The 21408-nt window shown below is 59.8% G+C and carries 15 protein-coding genes; 12 read left to right on the forward strand and 3 right to left on the reverse strand.

Annotated features, from left to right (window positions below; translation table 11 throughout):
• Together sufB and ACIOWL_RS15745 are read right to left on the reverse strand one after the other, a co-directional pair.
• A complete protein-coding gene (gene sufB / locus ACIOWL_RS15740; protein WP_400387116.1) occupies positions 1–1461 on the reverse strand; it encodes a Fe-S cluster assembly protein SufB in 1461 nt (486 codons plus the stop codon).
• Positions 1458–2219 (reverse strand): helix-turn-helix transcriptional regulator, encoded by a 762-nt coding sequence (locus ACIOWL_RS15745; protein WP_400387119.1) that lies wholly within the window; start codon positions 2217–2219, stop codon positions 1458–1460. The genes sufB and ACIOWL_RS15745 overlap by 4 nt, the downstream gene beginning before the upstream one ends.
• A gap of 216 nt (positions 2220–2435) precedes the next feature.
• Here ACIOWL_RS15745 and ACIOWL_RS15750 point away from each other — a divergent pair, with 216 nt between their 5' ends.
• From ACIOWL_RS15750 to ACIOWL_RS15760, 3 genes are read left to right on the forward strand one after another with little or no spacing between them, the layout of a single operon-like run.
• Positions 2436–3392: an ABC transporter ATP-binding protein gene (locus ACIOWL_RS15750; RefSeq protein ID WP_400387480.1), complete on the forward strand. Its 957-nt coding sequence runs from the start codon at positions 2436–2438 to the stop codon at positions 3390–3392.
• Positions 3389–4150: an ABC transporter permease gene (locus ACIOWL_RS15755; RefSeq protein ID WP_400387121.1), complete on the forward strand. Its 762-nt coding sequence runs from the start codon at positions 3389–3391 to the stop codon at positions 4148–4150. Before ACIOWL_RS15750 ends, ACIOWL_RS15755 begins: the two co-directional genes overlap by 4 nt.
• 31 nt (positions 4151–4181) lie before the next feature.
• A complete protein-coding gene (locus ACIOWL_RS15760) occupies positions 4182–5123 on the forward strand; it encodes a heme A synthase (RefSeq protein ID WP_400387124.1) in 942 nt (313 codons plus the stop codon).
• Between the two features lie 652 nt (positions 5124–5775).
• Here the strand turns inward: ACIOWL_RS15760 and ACIOWL_RS15765 are convergent.
• A complete protein-coding gene (locus ACIOWL_RS15765; RefSeq protein WP_400387483.1) occupies positions 5776–6723 on the reverse strand; it encodes a heme o synthase in 948 nt (315 codons plus the stop codon).
• Positions 6724–7585: 862 nt separating this feature from the next.
• Here ACIOWL_RS15765 and tkt point away from each other — a divergent pair.
• From tkt to casA, 9 genes are all read left to right on the forward strand, one after another.
• On the forward strand, positions 7586–9700 hold the full coding sequence (tkt, locus tag ACIOWL_RS15770; RefSeq protein WP_400387127.1) for a transketolase: 2115 nt from the start codon (positions 7586–7588) through the stop codon (positions 9698–9700).
• An 18-nt stretch (positions 9701–9718) separates the two neighbouring features.
• Complete coding sequence (gene tal, locus ACIOWL_RS15775) at positions 9719–10822, forward strand: transaldolase (protein ID WP_400387130.1); 1104 nt, start codon at positions 9719–9721, stop codon at positions 10820–10822.
• Complete coding sequence (locus ACIOWL_RS15780; RefSeq protein ID WP_400387133.1) at positions 10823–12397, forward strand: glucose-6-phosphate isomerase; 1575 nt, start codon at positions 10823–10825, stop codon at positions 12395–12397. It abuts the gene before it with no gap.
• Between the two features lie 6 nt (positions 12398–12403).
• On the forward strand, positions 12404–13924 hold the full coding sequence (gene zwf / locus ACIOWL_RS15785) for a glucose-6-phosphate dehydrogenase (protein ID WP_400387136.1): 1521 nt from the start codon (positions 12404–12406) through the stop codon (positions 13922–13924).
• Entirely contained in the window at positions 13921–14862 is a 942-nt protein-coding gene (locus ACIOWL_RS15790; protein ID WP_400387139.1) for a glucose-6-phosphate dehydrogenase assembly protein OpcA, read from the forward strand. The genes zwf and ACIOWL_RS15790 overlap by 4 nt, the downstream gene beginning before the upstream one ends.
• Positions 14852–15592 (forward strand): 6-phosphogluconolactonase, encoded by a 741-nt coding sequence (pgl, locus tag ACIOWL_RS15795; protein ID WP_400387142.1) that lies wholly within the window; start codon positions 14852–14854, stop codon positions 15590–15592. The genes ACIOWL_RS15790 and pgl overlap by 11 nt, the downstream gene beginning before the upstream one ends.
• A gap of 84 nt (positions 15593–15676) precedes the next feature.
• Positions 15677–16651: an NAD(P)/FAD-dependent oxidoreductase gene (locus ACIOWL_RS15800; RefSeq protein ID WP_400387144.1), complete on the forward strand. Its 975-nt coding sequence runs from the start codon at positions 15677–15679 to the stop codon at positions 16649–16651.
• Positions 16652–16889: 238 nt separating this feature from the next.
• Complete coding sequence (gene cas3, locus ACIOWL_RS15805; RefSeq protein WP_400387486.1) at positions 16890–19757, forward strand: CRISPR-associated helicase Cas3'; 2868 nt, start codon at positions 16890–16892, stop codon at positions 19755–19757.
• Positions 19750–21408, forward strand: coding sequence for a type I-E CRISPR-associated protein Cse1/CasA (gene casA, locus ACIOWL_RS15810; protein WP_400387147.1), 1659 nt, complete (start codon positions 19750–19752; stop codon positions 21406–21408). The genes cas3 and casA overlap by 8 nt, the downstream gene beginning before the upstream one ends.

The following is a 21408-nucleotide window of genomic DNA, read 5'->3' on the forward strand; positions in this document are numbered from 1 at the left end:
TTAGCCGACCGATCCTTCCATCTGAAGTTCAATAAGGCGGTTCAGTTCCAGGGCGTATTCCATGGGCAGCTCGCGAGCGATCGGCTCGACAAAGCCGCGCACGATCATCGCCATGGCCTCGTCCTCGGCCAGGCCGCGGGACTGCAGGTAGAACAGCTGCTCCTCGGACACACGCGAAACGGTTGCCTCGTGGCCCATGGTCACGTCGTCCTCGCGGACGTCGATGTACGGGTAGGTGTCTGAACGCGAAATCTGGTCGACCAGCAACGCGTCGCACACAACCGAGTTCTTGGTGCCCTTGGCACCTTCCTGCACCTGAACCAGGCCGCGGTACGCCGAACGGCCGCCGTTGCGGGCCACCGACTTGGCCACAATGGCGCTGGAGGTGTTTGGCGCGATGTGAACCATCTTTGAACCGGTGTCCTGGTGCTGGCCCTCGCCGGCGAAGGCGATGGACAGGGTCTCACCCTTGGCGTGCTCGCCAACCAGGTAGACGGCCGGGTACTTCATGGTGACCTTGGAACCGATGTTGCCATCGACCCACTCCATGGTTGCACCCTCTTCGCAGACGGCACGCTTGGTCACCAGGTTGTACACGTTGTTGGACCAGTTCTGGATCGTGGTGTAGCGAACGCGGGCGTTCTTCTTCACAACGATCTCGACAACGGCCGAGTGCAGCGAGTCCGACTGGTAGATCGGGGCGGTGCAACCCTCGATGTAGTGAACGTAGGAACCTTCATCGGCGATGATCAAGGTGCGTTCGAACTGACCCATGTTCTCCGTGTTAATGCGGAAGTAGGCCTGCAGCGGGATTTCTACGTGGACACCCTTGGGCACGTACACGAAAGAGCCGCCGGACCAGGTTGCGGTGTTCAGCGACGCGAACTTGTTGTCGCCTGCCGGGATGACCGAACCGAAGTACTCCTTGAAGATGTCCTCGTGTTCCTTCAAGCCGGTGTCGGTGTCCAAGAAGATGACACCCTGGGCTTCGAGGTCTTCACGCAGCTGGTGGTAAACCACCTCGGACTCGTACTGCGCGGCAACACCGGAAACCAGACGCTGCTTCTCAGCCTCCGGGATACCCAGCTTGTCGTACGTGTTCTTGATGTCCTCGGGCAGGTCGTCCCAGCTGGTTGCCTGCTTCTCGGTGGAACGCACGAAGTACTTGATGTTGTCGAAATCAATACCCGAGAGGTCTGGACCCCAGGTTGGCATTGGTTTGCGGTCGAAGTACTTCAATGCCTTCTGGCGAAGGTTCAGCATCCATTCCGGCTCGTTCTTCAGAGCGGAGATGTTTGCCACAACATCCTTGTCGACACCGCGGCGCGCATTGGCTCCGGCATCGTTCTTGTCGGCCCAACCGTATTCGTAATTACCGATTCCCTGGAGTTCAGGGTTCTTTTCCAGAATCTCGGAAATTACACCTGGGTCTGCAGACTCCTGTGCAATCTGATCCGTCATCGCGGCCTCTCCTGCTTCGTGAACTGAATTCGAGTTCTCTTCTCGACGCGCATTGGCGCCTTTTCGCGACCCACTGGGATGTGGGTCGTGCACACGTGCCCGCCGCCGGCCAAGGTTGAAAGCCTACGCACATCAACCCCGATCAGACGGGCGAACATTTCGGTTTCCATGTCGCAAAACACCGGAAACTCCCGTGCCAAATCTTGTATCGGGCAGTGACCCTGGCACAGTTGAACACTATGCATCAAGGCCGTAGCCACTTTGGTATCGACCTTGCGGGTATACCCAACAAAGCCATCTGCACTGAGCAGTTCGCTCAGTACATCGGCCCTGGCTTCCAAACCTTCCACACCGGCAAGTGCCCTGGCGTAGCGGTTCTCCATTGCCGCAAAACGATCGCGGGCGAACTTGCGAATTGCATCTTCGCCGGCAGCCTCACCGAGCACCTTGAGTGCGTCGGTGGCGATTTCCAAGTAGTCATTGCCGAGCTTGGCCTGCCCGCGGTGCGAAAGCACGTACCTGCGGGACGGTCGACCAGCACCAGCCTTTTGGTTGGCGACAAGTTTTACTTCAACTAGCCCCGCCTTGGACAGGGCGTCAAGATGACGGCGGACCGCCGCGGGTGTGAAGCCAAGCTTGTTTCCAAGCTCTGCCGCACTGACCGGCCCATCTTCGAGAACTGCGCTCAGGACCCGGTCGCGCGTGCGTTCCTCCGTATCACCCGCAGCGCCTGCAACGGCGCTGGTCGGGCTACTCACTGAGTTTGAATTAGATGAATACACAACACAATCATGCGTATATTTTCGCGATCAGTCTAGTAAGGAAGGACTTACTAAGGACGGGCTTTCCTGCCTAGAAATCACGCGGTTTTTGATCTGCTTCGGACAACTTCAATTCTCTCGCGTGGAGCCGAACAATTCGAGTGTTGGTGATCAACCACTCAAGCTGGAGACTTCGACATGACGTAGAATGTTCTGGTGTCTTCTGTAACCCCCAGCCTCGTCATCAATGAGCTGGCAAAAGATTTAGGTCCAGTCCCGGCCTTGGATAATCGCATGCTGCGAGTCCTAGAATCGGTCTCCCTCAAGGCCTATCCAGGCCAAATCACCACCCTGTTGGGCTCCAATGGCGCCGGCAAATCAACGACCTTGGCCTGCGCCCAAGGTCTGATGCGCCCAGAAGGTGGCTCTATCGAGTTGTTAGGCCAGGACCCCTATGGGGACAAACCTGACTTGCGTGCCCGGGTAGGGGTCATGCTTCAGGACGGTGGCCTGCCGCCGTCTATGCGGCCGGTGCCGCTTTTGCGCCACGTTGCGTCGCTTTATCGACGGCCCGTAGACATCGAGGCGTTGATTGAACGCCTCGACCTGAGATCCTTTGGCTCGCGCACAATTCGTCGCCTTTCCGGTGGTCAAAAGCAGCGTGTAGCACTCGCCTTGGCGCTTGCCGGCGACCCCGAAGTATTGTTCCTCGATGAGCCAAGCGCCGGGCTTGATCCGCAGTCCCGGCAGGTCGTTTTCGACCTCATTTCGGAACTCCGCGACGCCGGGAAGGCCATAGTTCTTACAACCCACCTCATGGATGATGCTCAGCGCCTGAGCGACTACGTCTACATCATCGACAAGGGTTGTACCGTCGCCCAAGGCACGGTCTCTGAACTCATCGCCCGAGCCGAAGAAGGCCACGACGCCCGGCCGGTATCATTCAGCGCTACCGCGGGACTGGCACTGCCCCAGCCCCCTTTGGGCCTCTATCTTTCAGAGACCTCGGCCGGACAATACCGCTTGGATGGGGTCACCTCCCCCGAACACCTCAACTGGCTCACCAGCTGGTGGGCTCGGGAATCGATCTTGCCAACACAACTAAACTTGCAGTCGCGCAGCTTGGAAGACGTCTTCCTTGAATTTGCCCAGAAGGAGGAACCGGCATGACCCAGGTGAGCACCGAGTCCAACGCAGTTTCCCCGCTCAAGCGCATCTTGATTCAGGGCAAGTACGAATCCATCCAGATGCTCAGCAACGGCGAGCAACTGATCTTGGCAGTTGTCATGCCGATGATCGCCCTGTTTGTTTTGACCTTTACGGATCTGATTTCCGATATTGCTGAGCGGTCAATCGACGCCGCGGTTCCCGGCGTCTTGGCCCTGTGTGTCATTTCCACCGCGTTTACCGGGCAGGGAATCGGCACCGGCTTCGACCGTCGATACGGGGTGCTGAGAATGTTCTCCACCACCCCGTTGGGCAAAACCGGACTGATTTTCGGCAAGGTCATCGCGGTTCTCACCGTGCTGCTCATTCAGGTTGTCTTGATCACCGTGACTGCGCTTCTCATGGGCTGGCATCCGAACCCATGGGGCATCATTCCAGGCATCATCTTTTTGCTCTTGGGCGCCGCTGCCTTCACGTCCTTGGGTCTCTTGATTGCCGGTACGGTCCGCCCCGAGGCCACGTTGGCGATCACCAACCTCGCCTGGATCCTGCTTGCCGGCGCAGGCGGGGTCCTCTACCCGCTGAGCATGGCTCCAGAATGGCTGCAGCCCACCCTGAGCGCACTACCCTCTGCGGCCCTGGGCGACGCTATGCGCGATGCTCTGATCAATGGGCGCTTCAACATTCCCGGACTGATCTTCCTGGTGCTGTGGGCTGTTGCAGGCTCGTTTGCGGCCATCAAGAAGTTCAAATGGAACTAACCACACACACCACGCAAAAGGGATGATTTTCATGTCTTCAGACCTAGCCGCCACGAGCTGGGCCGATAAGCTGCCGACCAAGGTCACCCGCCTTGTTCATGGCCTGGCGATCGCATCATTGATCTCCCAGGTTGGCATCATTGTCACCGGCGGTGCAGTGCGCCTGACAAAATCAGGTCTGGGCTGCTCGCAATGGCCGAACTGCGTCCCGGGTTCCATGACCCCAGTTCCGGAAATGGGTATCCACGGTCTGATTGAGTTCGGCAATCGTCTGCTCACTTTTGTGCTGCTGATCATTGCCGTCGCATTCCTGCTTTCCGTCTGGAACATGCGCAAGACCCATACCACCTTGTACAAACTCGGGCTGGTCCTGCTGATCGGCATTCCCGGCCAAGGTGTGATTGGCGGAATTACGGTCTGGAGCAAACTCAACCCATGGGTTGTTTCATTGCACTTCTTGCTTTCTGCCACCTTGGTCGCCCTTGCTACGGTGTTGGTGAATCGAACCCGGCGCGAACTGAAACGCGACGTGGCACCGGCGACCAGCAAAACCATCTCCCAGCTCGGTTTCCTCATCCTGATCTTGTCTAGCATCGCCATCATCATGGGCACCATCGTTACCGGTACCGGCCCGCACGCCGGTGACGCCGAAGCGCCGCGCCACATGTTTGATCCGCGCATCGTGACTCCCCTGCACACCGGTCCGGTGTACTTGTTGATGCTGGCTACGATCGCATTCATGATCCTGGCCTACCGGACGACCAACAATCCAAAGCTCCGTAGCGCCGGCTGGTGGCTCGTTGTTGTCATCCTCATCCAGGGTGCCATCGGGTACACCCAGCACCTGCATGGCCTGCCGGTGCCACTGGTGTTGCTGCACATGCTCGGCGCCAGCCTGCTGATGGTGGCCGCCACCAACGTGTGGGATCGGGCTTATCTGATGCCAAAATCCGTGCGGGTGGAACAGGACTAACCTCCCAGTATTCGCTCAGCTCAAAATGGCTCTCAACCTCAACGGTTGAGAGCCATTTTTGATTGCGTCGCTTCTCCCACCTGGCATGCGGCCTTCGGAGGTCAGCACCAGCCGAAGTGCCGTTCCGCAGGCAGCCAACAGCTCTGATGGGCGATCACCGGTTTGATCACTGAGCTAGCTACCATCAGAAACCAACAGTTGAGCCGCAAATCGTTGACACTTACTGATATCCCTTGGAAAGCAGGCAGGCCCGCCCTGCGCTCACGCACAAGATTCCGCATACAAATCTGAACCGTAATACTGCCACCGAGCCACGCAACGGCGTTCTAGGGCAGCTAGAGACGCTCAGCGTGAAACGACCTCCTCAGGTGCACAGCGTGGACTCGGAGCTGCCCCCAGAGCGGCGGAAACCTTCATTGCCCAGCCACGATCGGCGCGATCCGTCATGCGTTTTTCCCTCAATCAATGTCGCCGCCCCTGATCTGGTTGGCAGATCAGAAGAAGCTACACTGCCTAGTGTTACGAGCACACCGCACGTACAGGTCTTGGCCAAGACTCCCCGCAACCATCATCCTCAGCGTTTTCGCGCAAAAAATATCCGGTACCTAATCAAATGATTCGGTACCGGATATTTTGTGAAATTTTTTGCCTCTTAGCCGAAGAGCGGGCTTCCCACAAATGGGTCGATGGCCAAGGCCAAGAACACAATCGAGAGGTAGGTGATCGAGATGTGGAAGACCTTCATGGCCTTGCGGTTGACCTCGGCAGGTTTGTGATCGCTCTGCGCCTCGCGGTAGAGAACGTGCGATTCGTAGACAAACCACGCGCCAGCCCCACCGGCAATTGCGGTGTACACGATTCCCGCGTGGCCCAGGGGAACCAGCAGCAACGAGCAAACCGCGGTAGCCCAGGCGTAGAGCACAACCTGCACCGACACGCGGCGAGCATTGGCGATGGCTCCGAGCATCGGCACCGACGCCGCGTTGTAGTCATCGGCGTACTTCATGGACAACGGCCAGTAATGCGGCGGCGTCCACAAGAAGATCACGAGGAACAGGATGATTGCAGGCCATTCAATGGTCTCGGTGACCGCGGCCCAGGCGATGAGCACCGGCATACATCCGGCAATACCGCCCCAGACGATGTTCTGAGCAGTGCGGCGTTTGAGAATCATGGTGTACAGAACCACGTAAAGCAAGATCGCTGCGAGCCCCAGGGCAGTGGTCAGCGGATTGGTGCCAACCCAAAGCACGACGAGAGAGGCGATTGCCAATGTCCACGAGAAAATCAGCGCTTCCTTGGGCGTGAGGTCGCCGGTGACCAGCGGACGCCCCTTGGTGCGCTTCATGAGCTTGTCCATGTCGCGATCGATGTAGCAATTGAATGCGCCCGAAGCGCCAGCGGCCATCGCACCGCCGACAATGGTTGAAACCATCAGCCAGACCGGCGGGAAGCCACGCTGGGCAAAGATCATGGTAGGAAGGGTGCTCACCAACAGCAACTCGATCACGCGAGGTTTGGTCAGTGCGAGGTAGGCACCGGCCTTGCGCTTCAGAAAGTCGCCGGTGGACTCTTCAGGCTGACGCGATGCGCGCGGCACTGAATAGTCGGCGACACTTTGAGTCTTCAATTAAACGCACTCAGTTCTTCACAGGGTACAAGGACAGACTCAATCATTCTACGACGGATAGAAATCGAATGAAACTCCTCCCTATCAAGGATTCGATTAAAACGTGGTGATTTCAGTCAACATGACACCCCTTTCGCCGCCCCAAAAACATGTCAATCACACTCCAGCAAGTAATGAAGTCAGATTGAGATATCCGCGCACACTGAATGAGACGCACCATCCCTGAACGCTCGACAACCAGTCGGCAACCAGTCAGTCAGGAGCGCCATCTTTGTATTTTCAAACCCATGATTCTTCGAACGCAGTTGCAGGCAAAAGGTGGACGGGTAGACGCGAAGCAACCCTGGGGCGCCACCGCACGCCAACGAATCAGGCGACAGTTCGATCGCTCTATACAACGAATAATACTTGTTATGGATTTTATTACAATCTTCAATTTTTGTAATGCGACCGTCTTGGTGAATGTTCATTGAACCGTAACCGGGTCGTGTGGCAGTTCGTTTCCCCGAAGATACGTTGCACTCCGCTGAGCATTTCGATCGAAGTTTTATGCCCGGTTGCGACCCCAGATGTGAAGCCGTTGTTAACCCACGGTGTCGTATCGAAAAACGCGGCAGACGTTCCGCCCACAGCAAAGAAGGCGTAAATCTTTGGAAGTCATGTTGCTTAACCCACGCACCAATTGGGTGTTTCGCGATAGAGTTGACCCTGATTGCGCCGTCGCGACCAATGAACCCATGAAGCTCGAACATCGGGTACATCGGAGCGACGGCGTATTGCGTGTCATCGGGAGTTTTTCTCCCGTCCAAGTCTGAATGGAAGGAACGCCGCAGTGGCGACTGAATCCTTAGTAGAAGAGTTCTCACTTACCGAGTTGGACCGTAAAGCCATTGACACCACTCGTGTCCTGGCAGCAGATGCCGTTGAGAAGGTTGGCAATGGCCACCCTGGCACCGCCATCAGCTTGGCCCCAGCTGCTTATCTGATTTTCCAGAAGCACCTGCGCCACGATCCCAAGGACCCGAACTGGATCGGCCGCGACCGCTTCATCCTGTCCCCCGGCCACACCTCGCTGACCTTGTACCTGCAGCTCTTCCTTTCCGGCTACGGCCTGGAAATGGAAGACATTGCAGCGCTTCGCACCTGGGGCGCACAGACCCCGGGCCACCCGGAGTTCGGCCACACCGCCGGCGTCGAGATCACCACCGGACCGCTGGGTCAGGGCCTGGCTTCCGCCGTTGGTTTCGCCTACTCCCAGCGCCGCATGCGCGGCCTGCTGGATCCAGAAGCACCGGCGGGCACCAGCCCGTTCGACCACACCGTGTATGTCATCGCCTCCGACGGAGACCTGCAGGAGGGTGTCACTTCCGAGGCTTCCTCGCTGGCCGGACATCAGGAACTCGGCAATCTCGTTGTGATCTACGATGACAACAAGATCTCCATTGAAAACGACACCGACATCGCCTTCACCGAAGACGTCCTGGGCCGCTACGCCGCCTACGGCTGGCACACCCAGCGCGTGGACTGGACCGAAACCGGTGAATACGTGGAAGACGTCGCCGCCCTTGACGCCGCAGTTCGCGCCGCCAAGGCCGAAACCGGCCGCCCATCGATCATCTCGCTGCGCACCGTTATCGGCTGGCCTTCGCCAACCAAGCAGAACACCGGTGGAATCCACGGTTCCAAGCTCGGCGGCGAGGAAGTTGCCGGCCTGAAGAAGGCCCTGGGCTTCGATCCAGAGCAGAACTTCGCCATCGAGGACGAGGTGCTGGCTCACGCACGCGAAACCATCACCCGCGGCGCCGCCGCCCACGAAGCCTGGAACACCGAGTTCGAGGCATGGAAGGCAGCCAACCCGCAGAACGCCGCGCTGCTTGAACGCCTGGAATCGGGCAAGCTGCCCGAGGGCTGGACCGAGAAGCTTCCGGTTTTCGAACCGGGCTCCACCATGGCCACCCGTGCAGCTTCGGGCAAGGTCATCAACGCGATCGCCGATGAGCTTCCGGAACTCTGGGGCGGCTCGGCCGACCTGGCAGGGTCGAACAACACCACCATCGACACCGCCAAGTCCTTCGCGCCCCAGCACCGCTCCACCGATTCCTGGACCGCCAACCCTTACGGCCGGGTCCTGCACTTCGGTATCCGCGAGCACGCCGCCGCCTCCATTGTTAACGGCATTGTGCTTTCCAGCCCGACCCGCGCCTTCTCCGGCACCTTCCTGATCTTCTCGGACTACCAGCGTCCGGCCATCCGCTTGGCCGCGTTGATGGGTGTGCCTTCGATCTTCGTGTGGACCCATGACTCGATTGGGCTCGGCGAAGACGGTCCAACCCACCAGCCGGTGGAACAGCTCGCCTCGCTGCGCGTGATCCCGAACTTCGACGTGATCCGCCCGGCGGACGCCAACGAGGTGGCCTACGCCTGGCGCGGCATGCTGGAACTGACGGGCACCCCGTCGGGCATCGTGCTTTCGCGCCAGAACCTGCCGATCTACGACCGTTCGGCAGCCGGTTTCCGCGACGCCGCCGGCACCCTGAAGGGCGGCTACATCCTGGCCGAGGCGGTCCGCGACGGCGCAGAGGTCACCCCGGATGTCATCCTCATCGGCACCGGTTCCGAGGTCGAGCTGGCCGTCGAGGCTCGCGAAGAGCTCGCCGCCAAGGGCATCGCCGCGCGTGTTGTCTCGCTTCCGAGCCACGAATGGTTCGCCAAGCAGGACGCCGCCTACCGTGAAGAGGTCCTGCCCGCTTCTATCACCGCCCGCGTGTCGGTTGAAGCCGGTGTGGCCCAGGGCTGGCGCGAGCTGGTTGGCGCCCACGGCGAGATTATCTCGCTTGACCACTTCGGCGCCTCCGCCGATTACAAAAAGCTCTACTCGGAGTTCGGAATCACCACCGCGGCCGTGGTGGCCGCCGCCGAAACCTCCATTCAGAACGCCGCAAAGTAAGGAACTCAAGTACACATCATGAGCAACCCAAACACCCAGGCACTCACCGACGCCGGCGTATCCATCTGGCTCGATGACCTTTCGCGTGAACGACTGACCAGTGGATCACTCGCTGCCCTGATCGAGGAAAAGAACGTTGTTGGTGTGACCACCAACCCGTCGATCTTCGCCGCGGCGCTGTCCAACGCCGAGGTTTACGGCGAGGCCATCGCCGCCCAGCGCCACAACTCCGTGGAAGACGCGATCACCGAGATCACCAGCGACGACGTCGCCGCCGCCTGCGACCTGTTCAAGAGCATCTACGAGACCAGCAACGGTTTCGACGGCCGTGTCTCCATCGAGGTGGATCCCCGCCTGGCGCACCAGACCGCCCCGACCATCGCCCAGGCCAAGGCCCTGTACCAGCGGGTCGACCGCGAGAACGTGCTGATCAAGATCCCGGCAACCCTTGAGGGCCTGGAAGCCATCAGCGAGACCATCGCGGAGGGCATCAGCGTCAACGTCACCCTGATCTTCTCGCTGGAGCGTTACCGCGAGGTCATCAACGCCTACCTGATCGGCCTGGAGAAGGCCCACGCCAAGGGCCTTGACCTGTCCAAGATCCACTCGGTGGCATCCTTCTTCGTCTCGCGTGTCGACACCGAAATCGACAAGCGCCTGGACACCCTGGGCACCGATGCGGCCGCCGCGGTCCGCGGGCAGGCCGGTGTGGCCAACGCCCGCCTGGCCTACCAGGTATTCGAAGAGACCTTCGCCTCGGCACGCTACGAGGTGCTGGCCAACGCCGGCGCCAACGTGCAGCGCCCGCTGTGGGCCTCCACCGGCGTCAAGGACCCGGCCTACCCATCCACCTTGTATGTCACCGAACTGGTGGCGCCGCAGACCGTGAACACCATGCCGGAAAAGACCCTGGACGCCACCGCCGCCGAAGCCCAGGTGCGCGGCAACGCGATCGCCGGCAGCTACGACGCGGCCAACCGCGTGCTGGACAAGCTGGCGGCCGTGGGCATCGACTACACCGAGATCGTCAACCTCCTCGAGGTGGAGGGTGTCCAGAAGTTCGAGGACGCCTGGAACGAACTGCTCGAAGACATGTCGGTGGCTCTGAAGGGAGCCAAGTAGATGGAGCTGGGTCTAGTCACCTCCGGCGACGCCCTGAAGTCCGTCGACCAGCTGCTTCCGGCCCTGATCGAGGCCCGGATCGGCAGCCGGATCGCGGCCCAGGACCCCACCGTGTGGGGCCCTCACGCGCAGGCCGAGTCCGCCATCCGCCTAGGCTGGGTCAATCCGTTCGACGCCGCCGAAAAACTGATTCCGGCCATCCTGGCGCTGCGCGAAGAGCTGGTGGCCGAGGGCCTGACCCGCATCGTGTTGTGCGGGATGGGCGGCTCCTCGCTGGCCCCCGAGGTGATCACCGCACATGACGAGGTCGACCTGGTCATCTGCGACACCACCGATCCGGCCATGCTGCGCCCGCTGATCGAAACGGACCTGGAGCACACCGTGGTGGTGGTTGCCTCCAAGTCGGGTTCGACCGTGGAAACCGACTCGCAGCGCCGTGCCTTCAGTGCCGCGTTCACCGCCGCCGGCATCGATCCGGCCACCCGCCTGGTGCTGGTCACCGATCCGGGTTCCCCGATGGATAACCCCGAGGGTGTGCGCGCGGTCTTCAACGCCGACCCGAACGTCGGCGGACGCTACTCGGCACTGACCGCTTTCGGCCTGGTCCCTTCGGGGCTGGCCGGTGCGGACATCGAGGCGCTGGTCGAAGAGGCCGGGCTGCTGCACGACGTGCTTTCCCAGGACGACGAGGACAACCTTGCCCTGCACCTGGGGGCCGCCATGGCCACCAAGGGCCGCGACAAGCTGGTCATCGCCGGGGTGGGCGAGGCCCTGCCGGGCTTCGGGGACTGGGCCGAACAGCTCATCGCCGAATCCACCGGCAAGGATTCCAAGGGTGTGCTGCCGGTGGTAGCCCACGTTGGCGCCCCCGAGCTCGTGTCGCCGGCGGCCGACGTGCTGCCGCTGTACGTGTACGACCAGCTGCCCGAGGAAATCGATGAGGAAGCCACCGCGGTGCATTTCAGCGCGCCACTGGGAACCTCGTTCATGATCTTCGAGTACGCCACCGCCGTGGCCGGCTACCTGCTGGGCATCAGCCCGTTCGACCAGCCGGATGTGGAGGCCGCCAAGGTGGCCGCCCGCTCGCTGCTGGACGCTCCGGCCGCCGCCGCTCCGGATGCCGTGGACGGCGCCGCCCAGCTGTTCGGCACCTCGGCCAGCACCCTTGGCGATGCCCTGGATGAGCTGACCGCCAAGCTTCCGGCCGACGGCTACCTGGCGGTGCAGGCCTACCTGAACCGCACCGGCGATGCCCAGCTCGAAGAGCTGCGCGACGCGCTGGCGGCCAAGACCGGCCGCCCGGTCACCTTCGGCTGGGGTCCGCGCTTTCTGCACTCAACCGGGCAGTACCACAAGGGCGGCCCGGCCCAGGGTGTGTTCTTGCAGATCACCGCGGATCACCACGAGGACCTGGAAATCCCTGGTCGTCCCTACAGCTTCGGCGGCCTGATCACCGCCCAGGCAACCGGCGACGCCGGGGTGCTCTCCGATGACGCGCACAACCGTCCGGTGCTGCGGGTGAACCTGACCGACCGCCAGGCCGGCATCGCCGCCCTGCTTGAGGCGGCGAAGTAAGCACCCATGCGCAATCCACTACGCGACGCCCGCGACCGGCGGCTTAACCGCATCGCCGGTCCGGGCGCGCTGGTGTTCTTCGGAATCACCGGCGACCTAGCCCGCAAAAAACTGATGCCGGCGGTGTACGACCTTGCCAGCCGCGGTTTGCTGCCCCCTAACTTTGCCATTGTCGGTTTCGGCCGGCGAGACTGGACCGCCCAGGACTTCGCGGCCCAGGCCCGTGAATGGATCCTGGCCAGCGCCCGCACCCCGTTTAATGAAACGGTGTTCGCCCAGCTGGCCGCCGGGATGCGTTTCATCTCCGGCGCCTTTGACGACGACGCGGCCTACGAGCAGCTCTCCGCCACCCTGGACGAGCTGGCCGAAACCCGGTCCACCGGGCGCAACCACGCGTTTTACCTCTCCATCCCGCCGAGCTGGTTCGACGCGGTCTGCGAGAAGCTCTCCGAGCACAAGTTGGCCAACGACGCCAACGAAGGCTGGGAGCGTGTGGTGATCGAAAAGCCGTTCGGCCACGACTTGGCCAGCGCGCGCGAGCTGAACGAGATCGTCGAGTCGGTTTTTCCGGCCGACTCGGTGTTCCGCATCGACCACTACCTGGGCAAGGAGACCGTGCAGAACCTGTTGGCCCTGCGTTTCGGCAACCAGATGTTCGAACCGCTGTGGAACAACAAATACGTGGATCACGTGCAGATCACCATGGCCGAGGATATCGGCATCGGCGGCCGCGCGAGCTACTACGACGGGGTGGGCGCCGCCCGCGACGTCATCCAGAACCACCTGCTGCAACTGCTGGCGCTGACCGCCATGGAGGAGCCCATCAGCTTCGACGCGGACCACCTGCGCAGCGAAAAGGAAAAGGTCCTCGCCGCGGTCAAGCTCCCCGAAGACCTCGGGGCGGCTTCGGCCCGCGGCCAGTACACCTCCGGCTGGCAGGGCGGCGAAGAAGTGGTGGGGTTCTTGGACGAAGAGGGATTCAACCCCAAGTCCAAAACCGAAACCTACGCCGCGGTGCGCCTGAACATCAACACCCGGCGCTGGGACGGCGTGCCGTTCTACCTGCGCGCCGGCAAACGACTGGGCCGCCGGGTGACCGAGATTGCGGTGGTGTTCAAGAAGGCCCCGAACCTGCTGTTCACTGACCACAACGACGACGAGTTCGGGCAGAACGCGTTTGTGATCCGGGTGCAGCCAGATGAGGGCGCCACCATTCGGTTCTCCTCCAAGGTGCCCGGCACCCAGATGGAAATCCGCGACGTCACCATGGACTTCGGTTACGGCAACGCCTTCACCGAATCCTCCCCGGAGGCCTATGAACGCCTGATCCTTGACGTGTTGCTGGGTGAGCCGCCGCTCTTCCCGCGCCACGAAGAGGTCGAGCAGTCCTGGCGCATCCTGGATCCGTTCGAGGAGTACTGGGCCGCGCAGCCGCAGCAGCCCGACCCCTACGCCCCGGGCTCTTGGGGCCCGGCCAGCAGCGATGAGCTGATGGCCAAGGATGGAAGGACGTGGCGTCGCCCATGATGATCGATCTTCCCAACACCACCACCAACAAGGTCGCCAAGAAGCTGCTTTCCTCACGCCGCACCCACGGCGTGGTGGCGCTCTCCCGCGTGCTGACCCTGGTGGTGATCACCCGCGAAGGTTTCGCGGAGAACGCCATCGAGGCCGCCAACCTGGCCAGCCGCGAGCATCCGTGCCGCATCATCGTGGTGGTCCGCGGCTCGGCCCAGGGCGAGAACCGGCTGGACGTGCAGATTCGAGTCGGCGGCGACGCCGGGGCCTCCGAGGTCATCGTGATGCGCACCCACGGGCCGGACATGGTGGCCGACGAGGCGCTGATTTCAGCGTTGCTGCTGCCCGACGCCCCCATTGTGGCCTGGTGGCCGCACGGTGTGCCGAGCGACCCGTCGGCTACCGCGCTGGGCCAGCTGGCCCACCGCCGGATCACCGACTCGGGCGAAATGGAGGACCCCACCGCGGCGCTGTTCAGCCGCGTTGAGACCTACCGCGCCGGGGACACCGACCTGGCATGGACCCGGCTGACCCTGTGGCGCGCCCAGCTGGCGAGCATCATCGACCTGGTGGGAACCGAGGGATTGACCGGGATCACCGTGAAGGGTTCGGAAAACTCCCCTTCCACCACCTTGCTGGCGGCCTGGCTGACCATGTGCCTGCAGGTGCCAGTGACCATTGCCGCGGACAAGTCGACCGCCGGTTTGTCCTCGGTGCGCCTGACCCGCGAGGGCGGGGACGTGGAACTGTCCCGCCCCTCGGGCGCCGTGGCCCACCTGTACCTGCCGGGCTCGGCCCCGCAGCGCATCTCGCTGCCACGCCGCTCGGTGGCCGAATGCCTGGCCGAGGAGATGCGCCGCCTGGACGCGGACGATGTCTTCGGCGAGGTCATCACCCGCGGCCTGGCACTGACCAACCTGAGGAGTGTGCCCGCCAGTGATCGCTAAGCAGATTGTGATCCATGAGGATGCCGCCGCGACCGCGCACGGCATCGCCGCGCGGCTGATCACCTCGATCGCCGACGCGCTGGCCGCCCGCGGTGTGGCGCATGTGGTGGTGACCGGCGGATCGCTGGGCATCGCCGCCCTGCAGGCGGTGGCCGATAATCCGGCCAAGGTGAGTGTCGACTGGTCGGCCGTGCACTTCTGGTGGGGCGACGAGCGATTTGTCGCCGCCGACTCGCCGGACCGCAACGCGCTGCAGGCCGAGGTGCTGTTCACGGCCCTCGACCCGCTGGGGCTGGAACGTGAGAACGTGCATGTCATGGGCTCCACCGACCAGTTCGCCACCGCGGAGGACGCAGCCGTCGCCTACACCCAGGTGCTGGCGGCCGAGGCGCCGGAAGGCGCCGCCAACCCGGCGTTCGACGTGCTGATGCTCGGGATGGGCCCGGATTCGCATGTAGCCTCCCTGTTCCCGAACCACACCAGGTCCGACGAGCTGGGAGCCATTGCGGTCCACGACTCCCCCAAGCCGCCACCGCACCGGGCGTCGCTGACCATGTGCACCATCAATTCGGCCCGCGAGGTTTGGTTGCTGGTGGCCGGGGCGGAGAAGGCTCCGGCCTTGGCCGCCGCCCAACACGAGGTCAATGAGGCCGCCGTTCCCGCCAGCGCGGTGCACGGCACCCACGCCACTCGCTGGCTGGTGGACCGCGCCGCGGCCACCTTGCTGTAAATTTATTTTCAGTCACCGATGCCGCCAACAGCTGCTGTTGGCGGCATCGGTTTTTTGTTTTCACCTGACGTCCAAGGAAGGCCCATGCCCACTACAGCACTGCGTATCACCGTGATTGGTTCAGGAGTCATCGGGCTCTCCTGCGCCCACGAGCTGGCCGCCGCCGGCCATCAGGTCACCGTGGCCTATGATCAGGAGCTGACCGAGTGCGTCTCCTCAGTTGCCGCCGCGATCTGGTTTCCCTACCACTCGGAGAACTCCCCCGCCGCGGATCAGCTGCTGCGCGATTCGCTCGCCCGTTTTGAACAGCTGTCCCAGCGCCCAGAGACCGGAATCGACCTGCGCCGCGGGCTGAATGTGGATCACCGGCCCGGAGCCGACCGCTCGTGGACAAACATCGTGCAGGGCACCGAGGAAGCGGCGCCCCATGAGCTTCCGGCCGGCGCGCACGCCGGTGTCTGGGCCACATTGCCCATCATCACCATGAGCACCTATTTGGGCTGGCTGCACCGCCAAGTACAGGACCTGGGTGTGAAATTTGTGAAGGGCACGGTCACCGGTCTCGCGCAAATGAAGGACAGCGCGGACGTGGTGGTGCTGGCAGCCGGGTTGCGGGGCGGAGAACTGCTCGGCGACGACGAGGGCGTCTACCCCATCCGCGGCCAGGTGGTGCGACTGGCCAACACCAAGAACCTGACCCAATGGCTGTGCGACGACGAGCACCCGGAAGGTGTCAGCTATGTCATCCCGCGGCGTGACGACATCATTGTGGGCGGCACCGACACCGCGAACGATTGGAACCGCGAGGTGGAGCCACAGACCTCCGTGGACATCCTGAAACGTGCGACCGCACTGGTTCCGGAGCTTGATGGACTTCAGATCCTGGAGCACAAGGTCGGACTGCGGCCAGCGCGAGAAACCATCCGGCTGGAACATGTTGGCGGGCAGCCGGTTCCGGTCATTGCCGCTTATGGCCACGGCGGCGCCGGTGTCACCCTTTCCTGGGGCACGGCGCAACGCGTGGTGGAGCTGGTGGAGGGATTGGAAGGCTCCGGGTAACTTCCCGCGCTGACACCGCAAGAAAGGCGTCCCTTCGACGTGCTGTCCTTCGTCCAGCCTCGCCGGGCAACAATCAGTTGCCTACGGCGGGGCTTTTCGTTTGCGAAATTTATTTGGAGGATTGGACCTCGCAATAATAAGAGCATTCTTCGTAACAACTGATGAAACACTTCAAAGTGTCGGGTCTCACAGCTATGGTCAAGTTAGATACATTCGGGATGGGGGTCCTTTGTCAGATATGCACTCGGTGGTTCGTCCAGAATTATGGGCAAAAACGAACCGTCCAGACAATCCTGCCGAAATGCTGTTTCTACCGCTTTATCTACACGGCTTAGATTCTGCAGCGGCCGTGAAGCTAATCTTTGAGCATTCAAGCCCGAACATTAGGGCATTACTCACCGATGGAATGGGACTGACCTATGGTGAGCTATCGAATGTCACGCGCTTTCTTGCCGCATCGCATGACGTGGGAAAGGCCGCACCATTTTTTCAGCAAAAGGTGCCATCGTTATATGTCAAAGTTGAAGAACATGGATACCCGGCCAGCGATCGCAGTGGCGATCTAGACATCCTGCCACATTCGGTCCACGGAATGGCCATCATCTCACGCTGGCTTCAAGAAAACTACGGATATTCTCAGCTGAACGCGGGATCTGTTTCTGTGGTTTCCGGTGGGCATCATGGAAGGTTTCCAGAGATGGGGACCCTTAATGTGCTGCGCAGAAACCCCGGCAAAGTGGAATGGATTGAGTCGCAGGACGAGCTACTCAACGCATGGGCTTTTGCAACAGAAGCCTCGCCGGCATTGAAAAAACTTTCGCCGACTGGAATTCCTCCGCAGTGTCAATCATTGCTCACTGGCCTGGTGATTCTCGCAGATTGGGCTGCCAGCAACTCCTCAATTTTCTCGCTCCGTTCCCACGATTCTGCACCTGATCAGTTTGCCAGGCTTCAGGAAGCCAAAAACGCGCTGGGGCTGCCAGAGACATGGACTTTCGGCGCGCCCACCCGGCATCCAAGTTCCTACTATAAGTCTCGCTTTGAACTTCCCGAGAACGCAGAACTTTCGCTAATGCAAGAAACGTTCTATCGCGTGGCCTCGTCGGCAACTTCGCCCGAACTCTATATCCTTGAAGCGCCCACAGGCAGTGGAAAAACCGAGATGGCCCTCGCAGCGGCCGAGCAACTCGCTGCCAATTTGGGGCTCGACGGAGTAGCTTTTGCGCTCCCCACCATGGCCACAACTGATGCAATGCTGCCACGAATTCTCGGATGGGTCGATGCTGCAACTGCTGATGGGCAAGGGACTCCAACAATCACTTTGGGGCACAGCAAAGCGCGCTTTAATGAACGCTACTCTGCGCTGCCAAAACAACTACTCAACTCGTCCATCATTTACGACGAAGACACAGCTGCAGGGTCACCAACATTCTTGGTTCATCACTTCTTTTCTGATCGAAAAAGAGTTTTCCAACCAAACATTTCGGTTGTAACGATCGATCAAGTATTGATGGCAGCACTGAATACCAAGCACTATGTCTTGCGACATTTGGGGCTGGCTTCCAAGGTGGTCATTATCGACGAGGTGCACGCGGCAGACGCCTATATGTTCACTTTCCTGCATCGCGTTTTGGAATGGCTCGCATCCTATGGTGTCCCAGTGATCCTGATGTCCGCAACATTACCTGTTCAGCAACGGAGAGACTTAGCCAAGGCCTACTACTCTCGAATTGCGCCAGAGAAAATCAAGGGCAAACGGAGCATAGTAGTCGACAAAATGATCGCCGACATGATCCCCGCGCAGCTCGGATATCCATGCGTCACTCAAGTATCAAGTAGCGGCATCTCAATGACTCACTGCGCCTTAGAGTCGGCTGCAGTTCCTGTCCAATCAATTAGGGTTCCAGATAACGTTGCTGACCTCTGGGAGATGCTTGCACCAAGGATTGAAAACGGTGGAATCGTCGGCGTGATCTGCAATACCGTAGGTCGCGCCCAAGAAACGTTTGATTTTTTGCAATCGAAACTACCTCAGGAGACCGTGCTCGCGCATTCACGTTTTGTAACTGCCGATCGGCTCAGGATTGAGAAACAGATTCTCGACATGCTCGGACCCGAGCATTCAGGAGCCAGTAGACCCGAGCGCCAGATCATCGTGGGCACTTCAGTACTCGAACAGTCACTAGACATAGACTTCGACCTGTTGATCAGCGATCTGGCACCAATGGATCTACTGTTACAACGCGTTGGCCGCTTGCACCGTCATCGACGTAGCAATCGTCTTGGCACGTTCGATAAACCGGAATTGTGGATCCGTGGTGTCGAGAGTTGGGACAGGCCGCACTCAACAATCATCAAGTCTGTGTCGGCAATCTATGACGAGTATCCCCTGCTTAACACGTTGGCTGTTCTTGAGCAAAGATCTGCATGGGATATTGCCATCCAGCACCCACATCAAGCAGCGGAGCTTGTGCAGGAAGCCTACTCACCTGACCTGAAGTATCCTTCTTCCTGGCAAAAGAACCACGATGAACAGGCCAAATTAGCAGCTGATCAACGGGCCAAGAAAGCGTCAATAGCCTCAACCGGTCTTATTCCACCACCCAAATCTTCGGTTGATCTCTTCGTCGACAAGGCAACTGAAACAATTCGCTCGGCGGATCCCAAAACGAGAAATCTATCAACTGCAGCTCGCGAGGAAGCGCAAGCTGTTACTCGCGTTCGTGACATCGAAGATTCCTTCGAAGTTTTGCTCATGACCCGAGACAAGGAAACGATCTCGGGCCTCCCATGGCAGGACGATCTGCAGCTTTCCCTCACGGAAATCGCAAGAATCGATGACTTTGGGCTCGCTCGACGCATTTTGCTTAATAGCGTTCGACTTCCCATGAACTTTTCATCAGATTTTAAGACTCTGGAAGAGACGCTAAATCAGTTAGAAGCGCAAGGTCTCGAAGTTTGGCAGGAAAACCCATTGTTGAAGGGGCAGCTAGTCTTGTTCCTCTCGAAGGATTGCCAGACAACATTGGCGAACCACCACATTAAATACGATCGCACACTCGGTCTGATCGTTACACCCCCAACGAAAGGCGCAACCCATGACTGAGTCACCCAGGGCGGTATCTTTCAATTTAATTGAAGACCCTTGGATTCCAGTACAAAATCTCGACGGCACCTTGGCTGAAGTGGGAATTAGTGAACTTTTCACCAAGGCGCATCAGATACGCCGGATGAGCAATGAAGTACCAACCCTTGACTTTGCGATACTGCGTGTCTTGCTGGCAGTGGTACGCCAAGCTGTGGGTCCAGTCGAAGACCCTTTGATTAGTTGGGGCGCACTTTGGCGGAATAGCGCGTTTACCGATGAGACAATTTATTCGTATCTAGCGAGTGACGAAGTCCATCGACGTTTTAACTTGATCGATGACGTGGCGCCATTCATGCAAGCGCCTACACTTGAAACCTCAAAAAACATTTATGACAAGCCCAGCAGGCTGATTCCGGATATTCCGGCCGGGCATCAACATTTCACTACCCGCGCAGGTGACGCGACAAGGACCCTATCGTTTCCCGAAACTGCGCGTTGGTTGATCCATTTGCAAGCCTACGACTACTCAGGCATCAAACCTGGGGCACTCGGTGATGAGAGAGTCAGCAACGGCAAAGGTTTTCCCATTGGCACAGGTTGGGCAGGTAATCTCGGCGGATTCTATCTAGAAGGCGAGAACCTCTTTGAGACACTGATGCTCAATCTGCGCCTTCCCGAACTAGGTACAACAGAAGATCAAGACGTGGCGGCCTGGGAACGGTCGACTTCCACTTCAATTCCCGCACGCGGTGAATTGAGGTCCCTCCAGTCACCCGATCCCGATATCCCCCCGGAACCACTTGGTGATTCGGATATTTTTACGTGGCAATCCCGCAGAGTACGTCTGCGCCACGACGGCCATCAAGTGACTGGCGTTCTTGTGACCAACGGCGATCGTCTATTGCCACAAAACTCACATGTCTTTGAGCCGTTGTCGCTCTGGCGCGACAGCGCCGCCCAGGCGAAAAAGCTAGGTCATCCTGTTTTTATGCCACGTGAACACAACCCTGCACGTGCTGCATGGAGAGGACTGAGCGCGGTACTAGGTAATCCAACAACAAGTCCCTCAGAAACAGGAGCACGTCATGAAACGCCAAAGGTATTGCGTCAAGTTGAACAGTTGATTTTTGGGCAAACCATTGCTGACAGTTACGTCTTCAGTTTAAATCTCGTCGGCTTTAGTTACGGGCCTCAAAACTCTTCATTTGACGCGCAGTACGTTGACAGTTTAAATTTCATCGCGTCTCTACTCTCCGAGCATGCGGAAGGACACCGGCAAGAAGCCCTTGCCGCGGCGACACGCACTGATTTTGCAATCCGGGATTTGGGTGACCTGGCCAAGGATATTCTCATCGCAGGCGGTAATGATCGTCCACCTGAACAAGTTCAGGTGCTGACAGCTGCTTATTTCGATTTTGACCGAGAATTCCGGACTTGGCTCGGTAAAGTATCCGCGCATGATGATACCGACGCCATTCGTGATCAGTGGAATCAAAACGCTCGGTTGCTTCTCACAAACCACGCCGACCGATTAATGCGACAAGCGAGCCAACGAAGTTTACTCGGCATCAAGTCTAAAGAAGAGACTTGGTTTACTGCGCATACAGCACGCTCACGCTTCAACGCTCGGCTTAATAAACTGTTCCCAAACAGCTCTGCCCCCCTCTAA

Source organism: Glutamicibacter sp. NPDC087344, assembly GCF_044744225.1.
Lineage (GTDB): Bacteria > Actinomycetota > Actinomycetes > Actinomycetales > Micrococcaceae > Glutamicibacter.

Bases quoted from the DNA above. Each gene is read 5' to 3' on its own strand.
- ACIOWL_RS15800 (WP_400387144.1), top strand. From the start codon at position 15,677: ATGCCCACTACAGCACTGCGTATCACCGTGATTGGTTCAGGAGTCATC.
- casA (WP_400387147.1), top strand. From the start codon at position 19,750: ATGACTGAGTCACCCAGGGCGGTATCTTTCAATTTAATTGAAGACCCT.
- ACIOWL_RS15790 (WP_400387139.1), top strand. From the start codon at position 13,921: ATGATGATCGATCTTCCCAACACCACCACCAACAAGGTCGCCAAGAAG.
- sufB (WP_400387116.1), bottom strand. From the start codon at position 1,461: ATGACGGATCAGATTGCACAGGAGTCTGCAGACCCAGGTGTAATTTCC.
- cas3 (WP_400387486.1), top strand. From the start codon at position 16,890: ATGCACTCGGTGGTTCGTCCAGAATTATGGGCAAAAACGAACCGTCCA.
- zwf (WP_400387136.1), top strand. From the start codon at position 12,404: ATGCGCAATCCACTACGCGACGCCCGCGACCGGCGGCTTAACCGCATC.
- tal (WP_400387130.1), top strand. From the start codon at position 9,719: ATGAGCAACCCAAACACCCAGGCACTCACCGACGCCGGCGTATCCATC.
- ACIOWL_RS15755 (WP_400387121.1), top strand. From the start codon at position 3,389: ATGACCCAGGTGAGCACCGAGTCCAACGCAGTTTCCCCGCTCAAGCGC.
- ACIOWL_RS15780 (WP_400387133.1), top strand. From the start codon at position 10,823: ATGGAGCTGGGTCTAGTCACCTCCGGCGACGCCCTGAAGTCCGTCGAC.
- ACIOWL_RS15760 (WP_400387124.1), top strand. From the start codon at position 4,182: ATGTCTTCAGACCTAGCCGCCACGAGCTGGGCCGATAAGCTGCCGACC.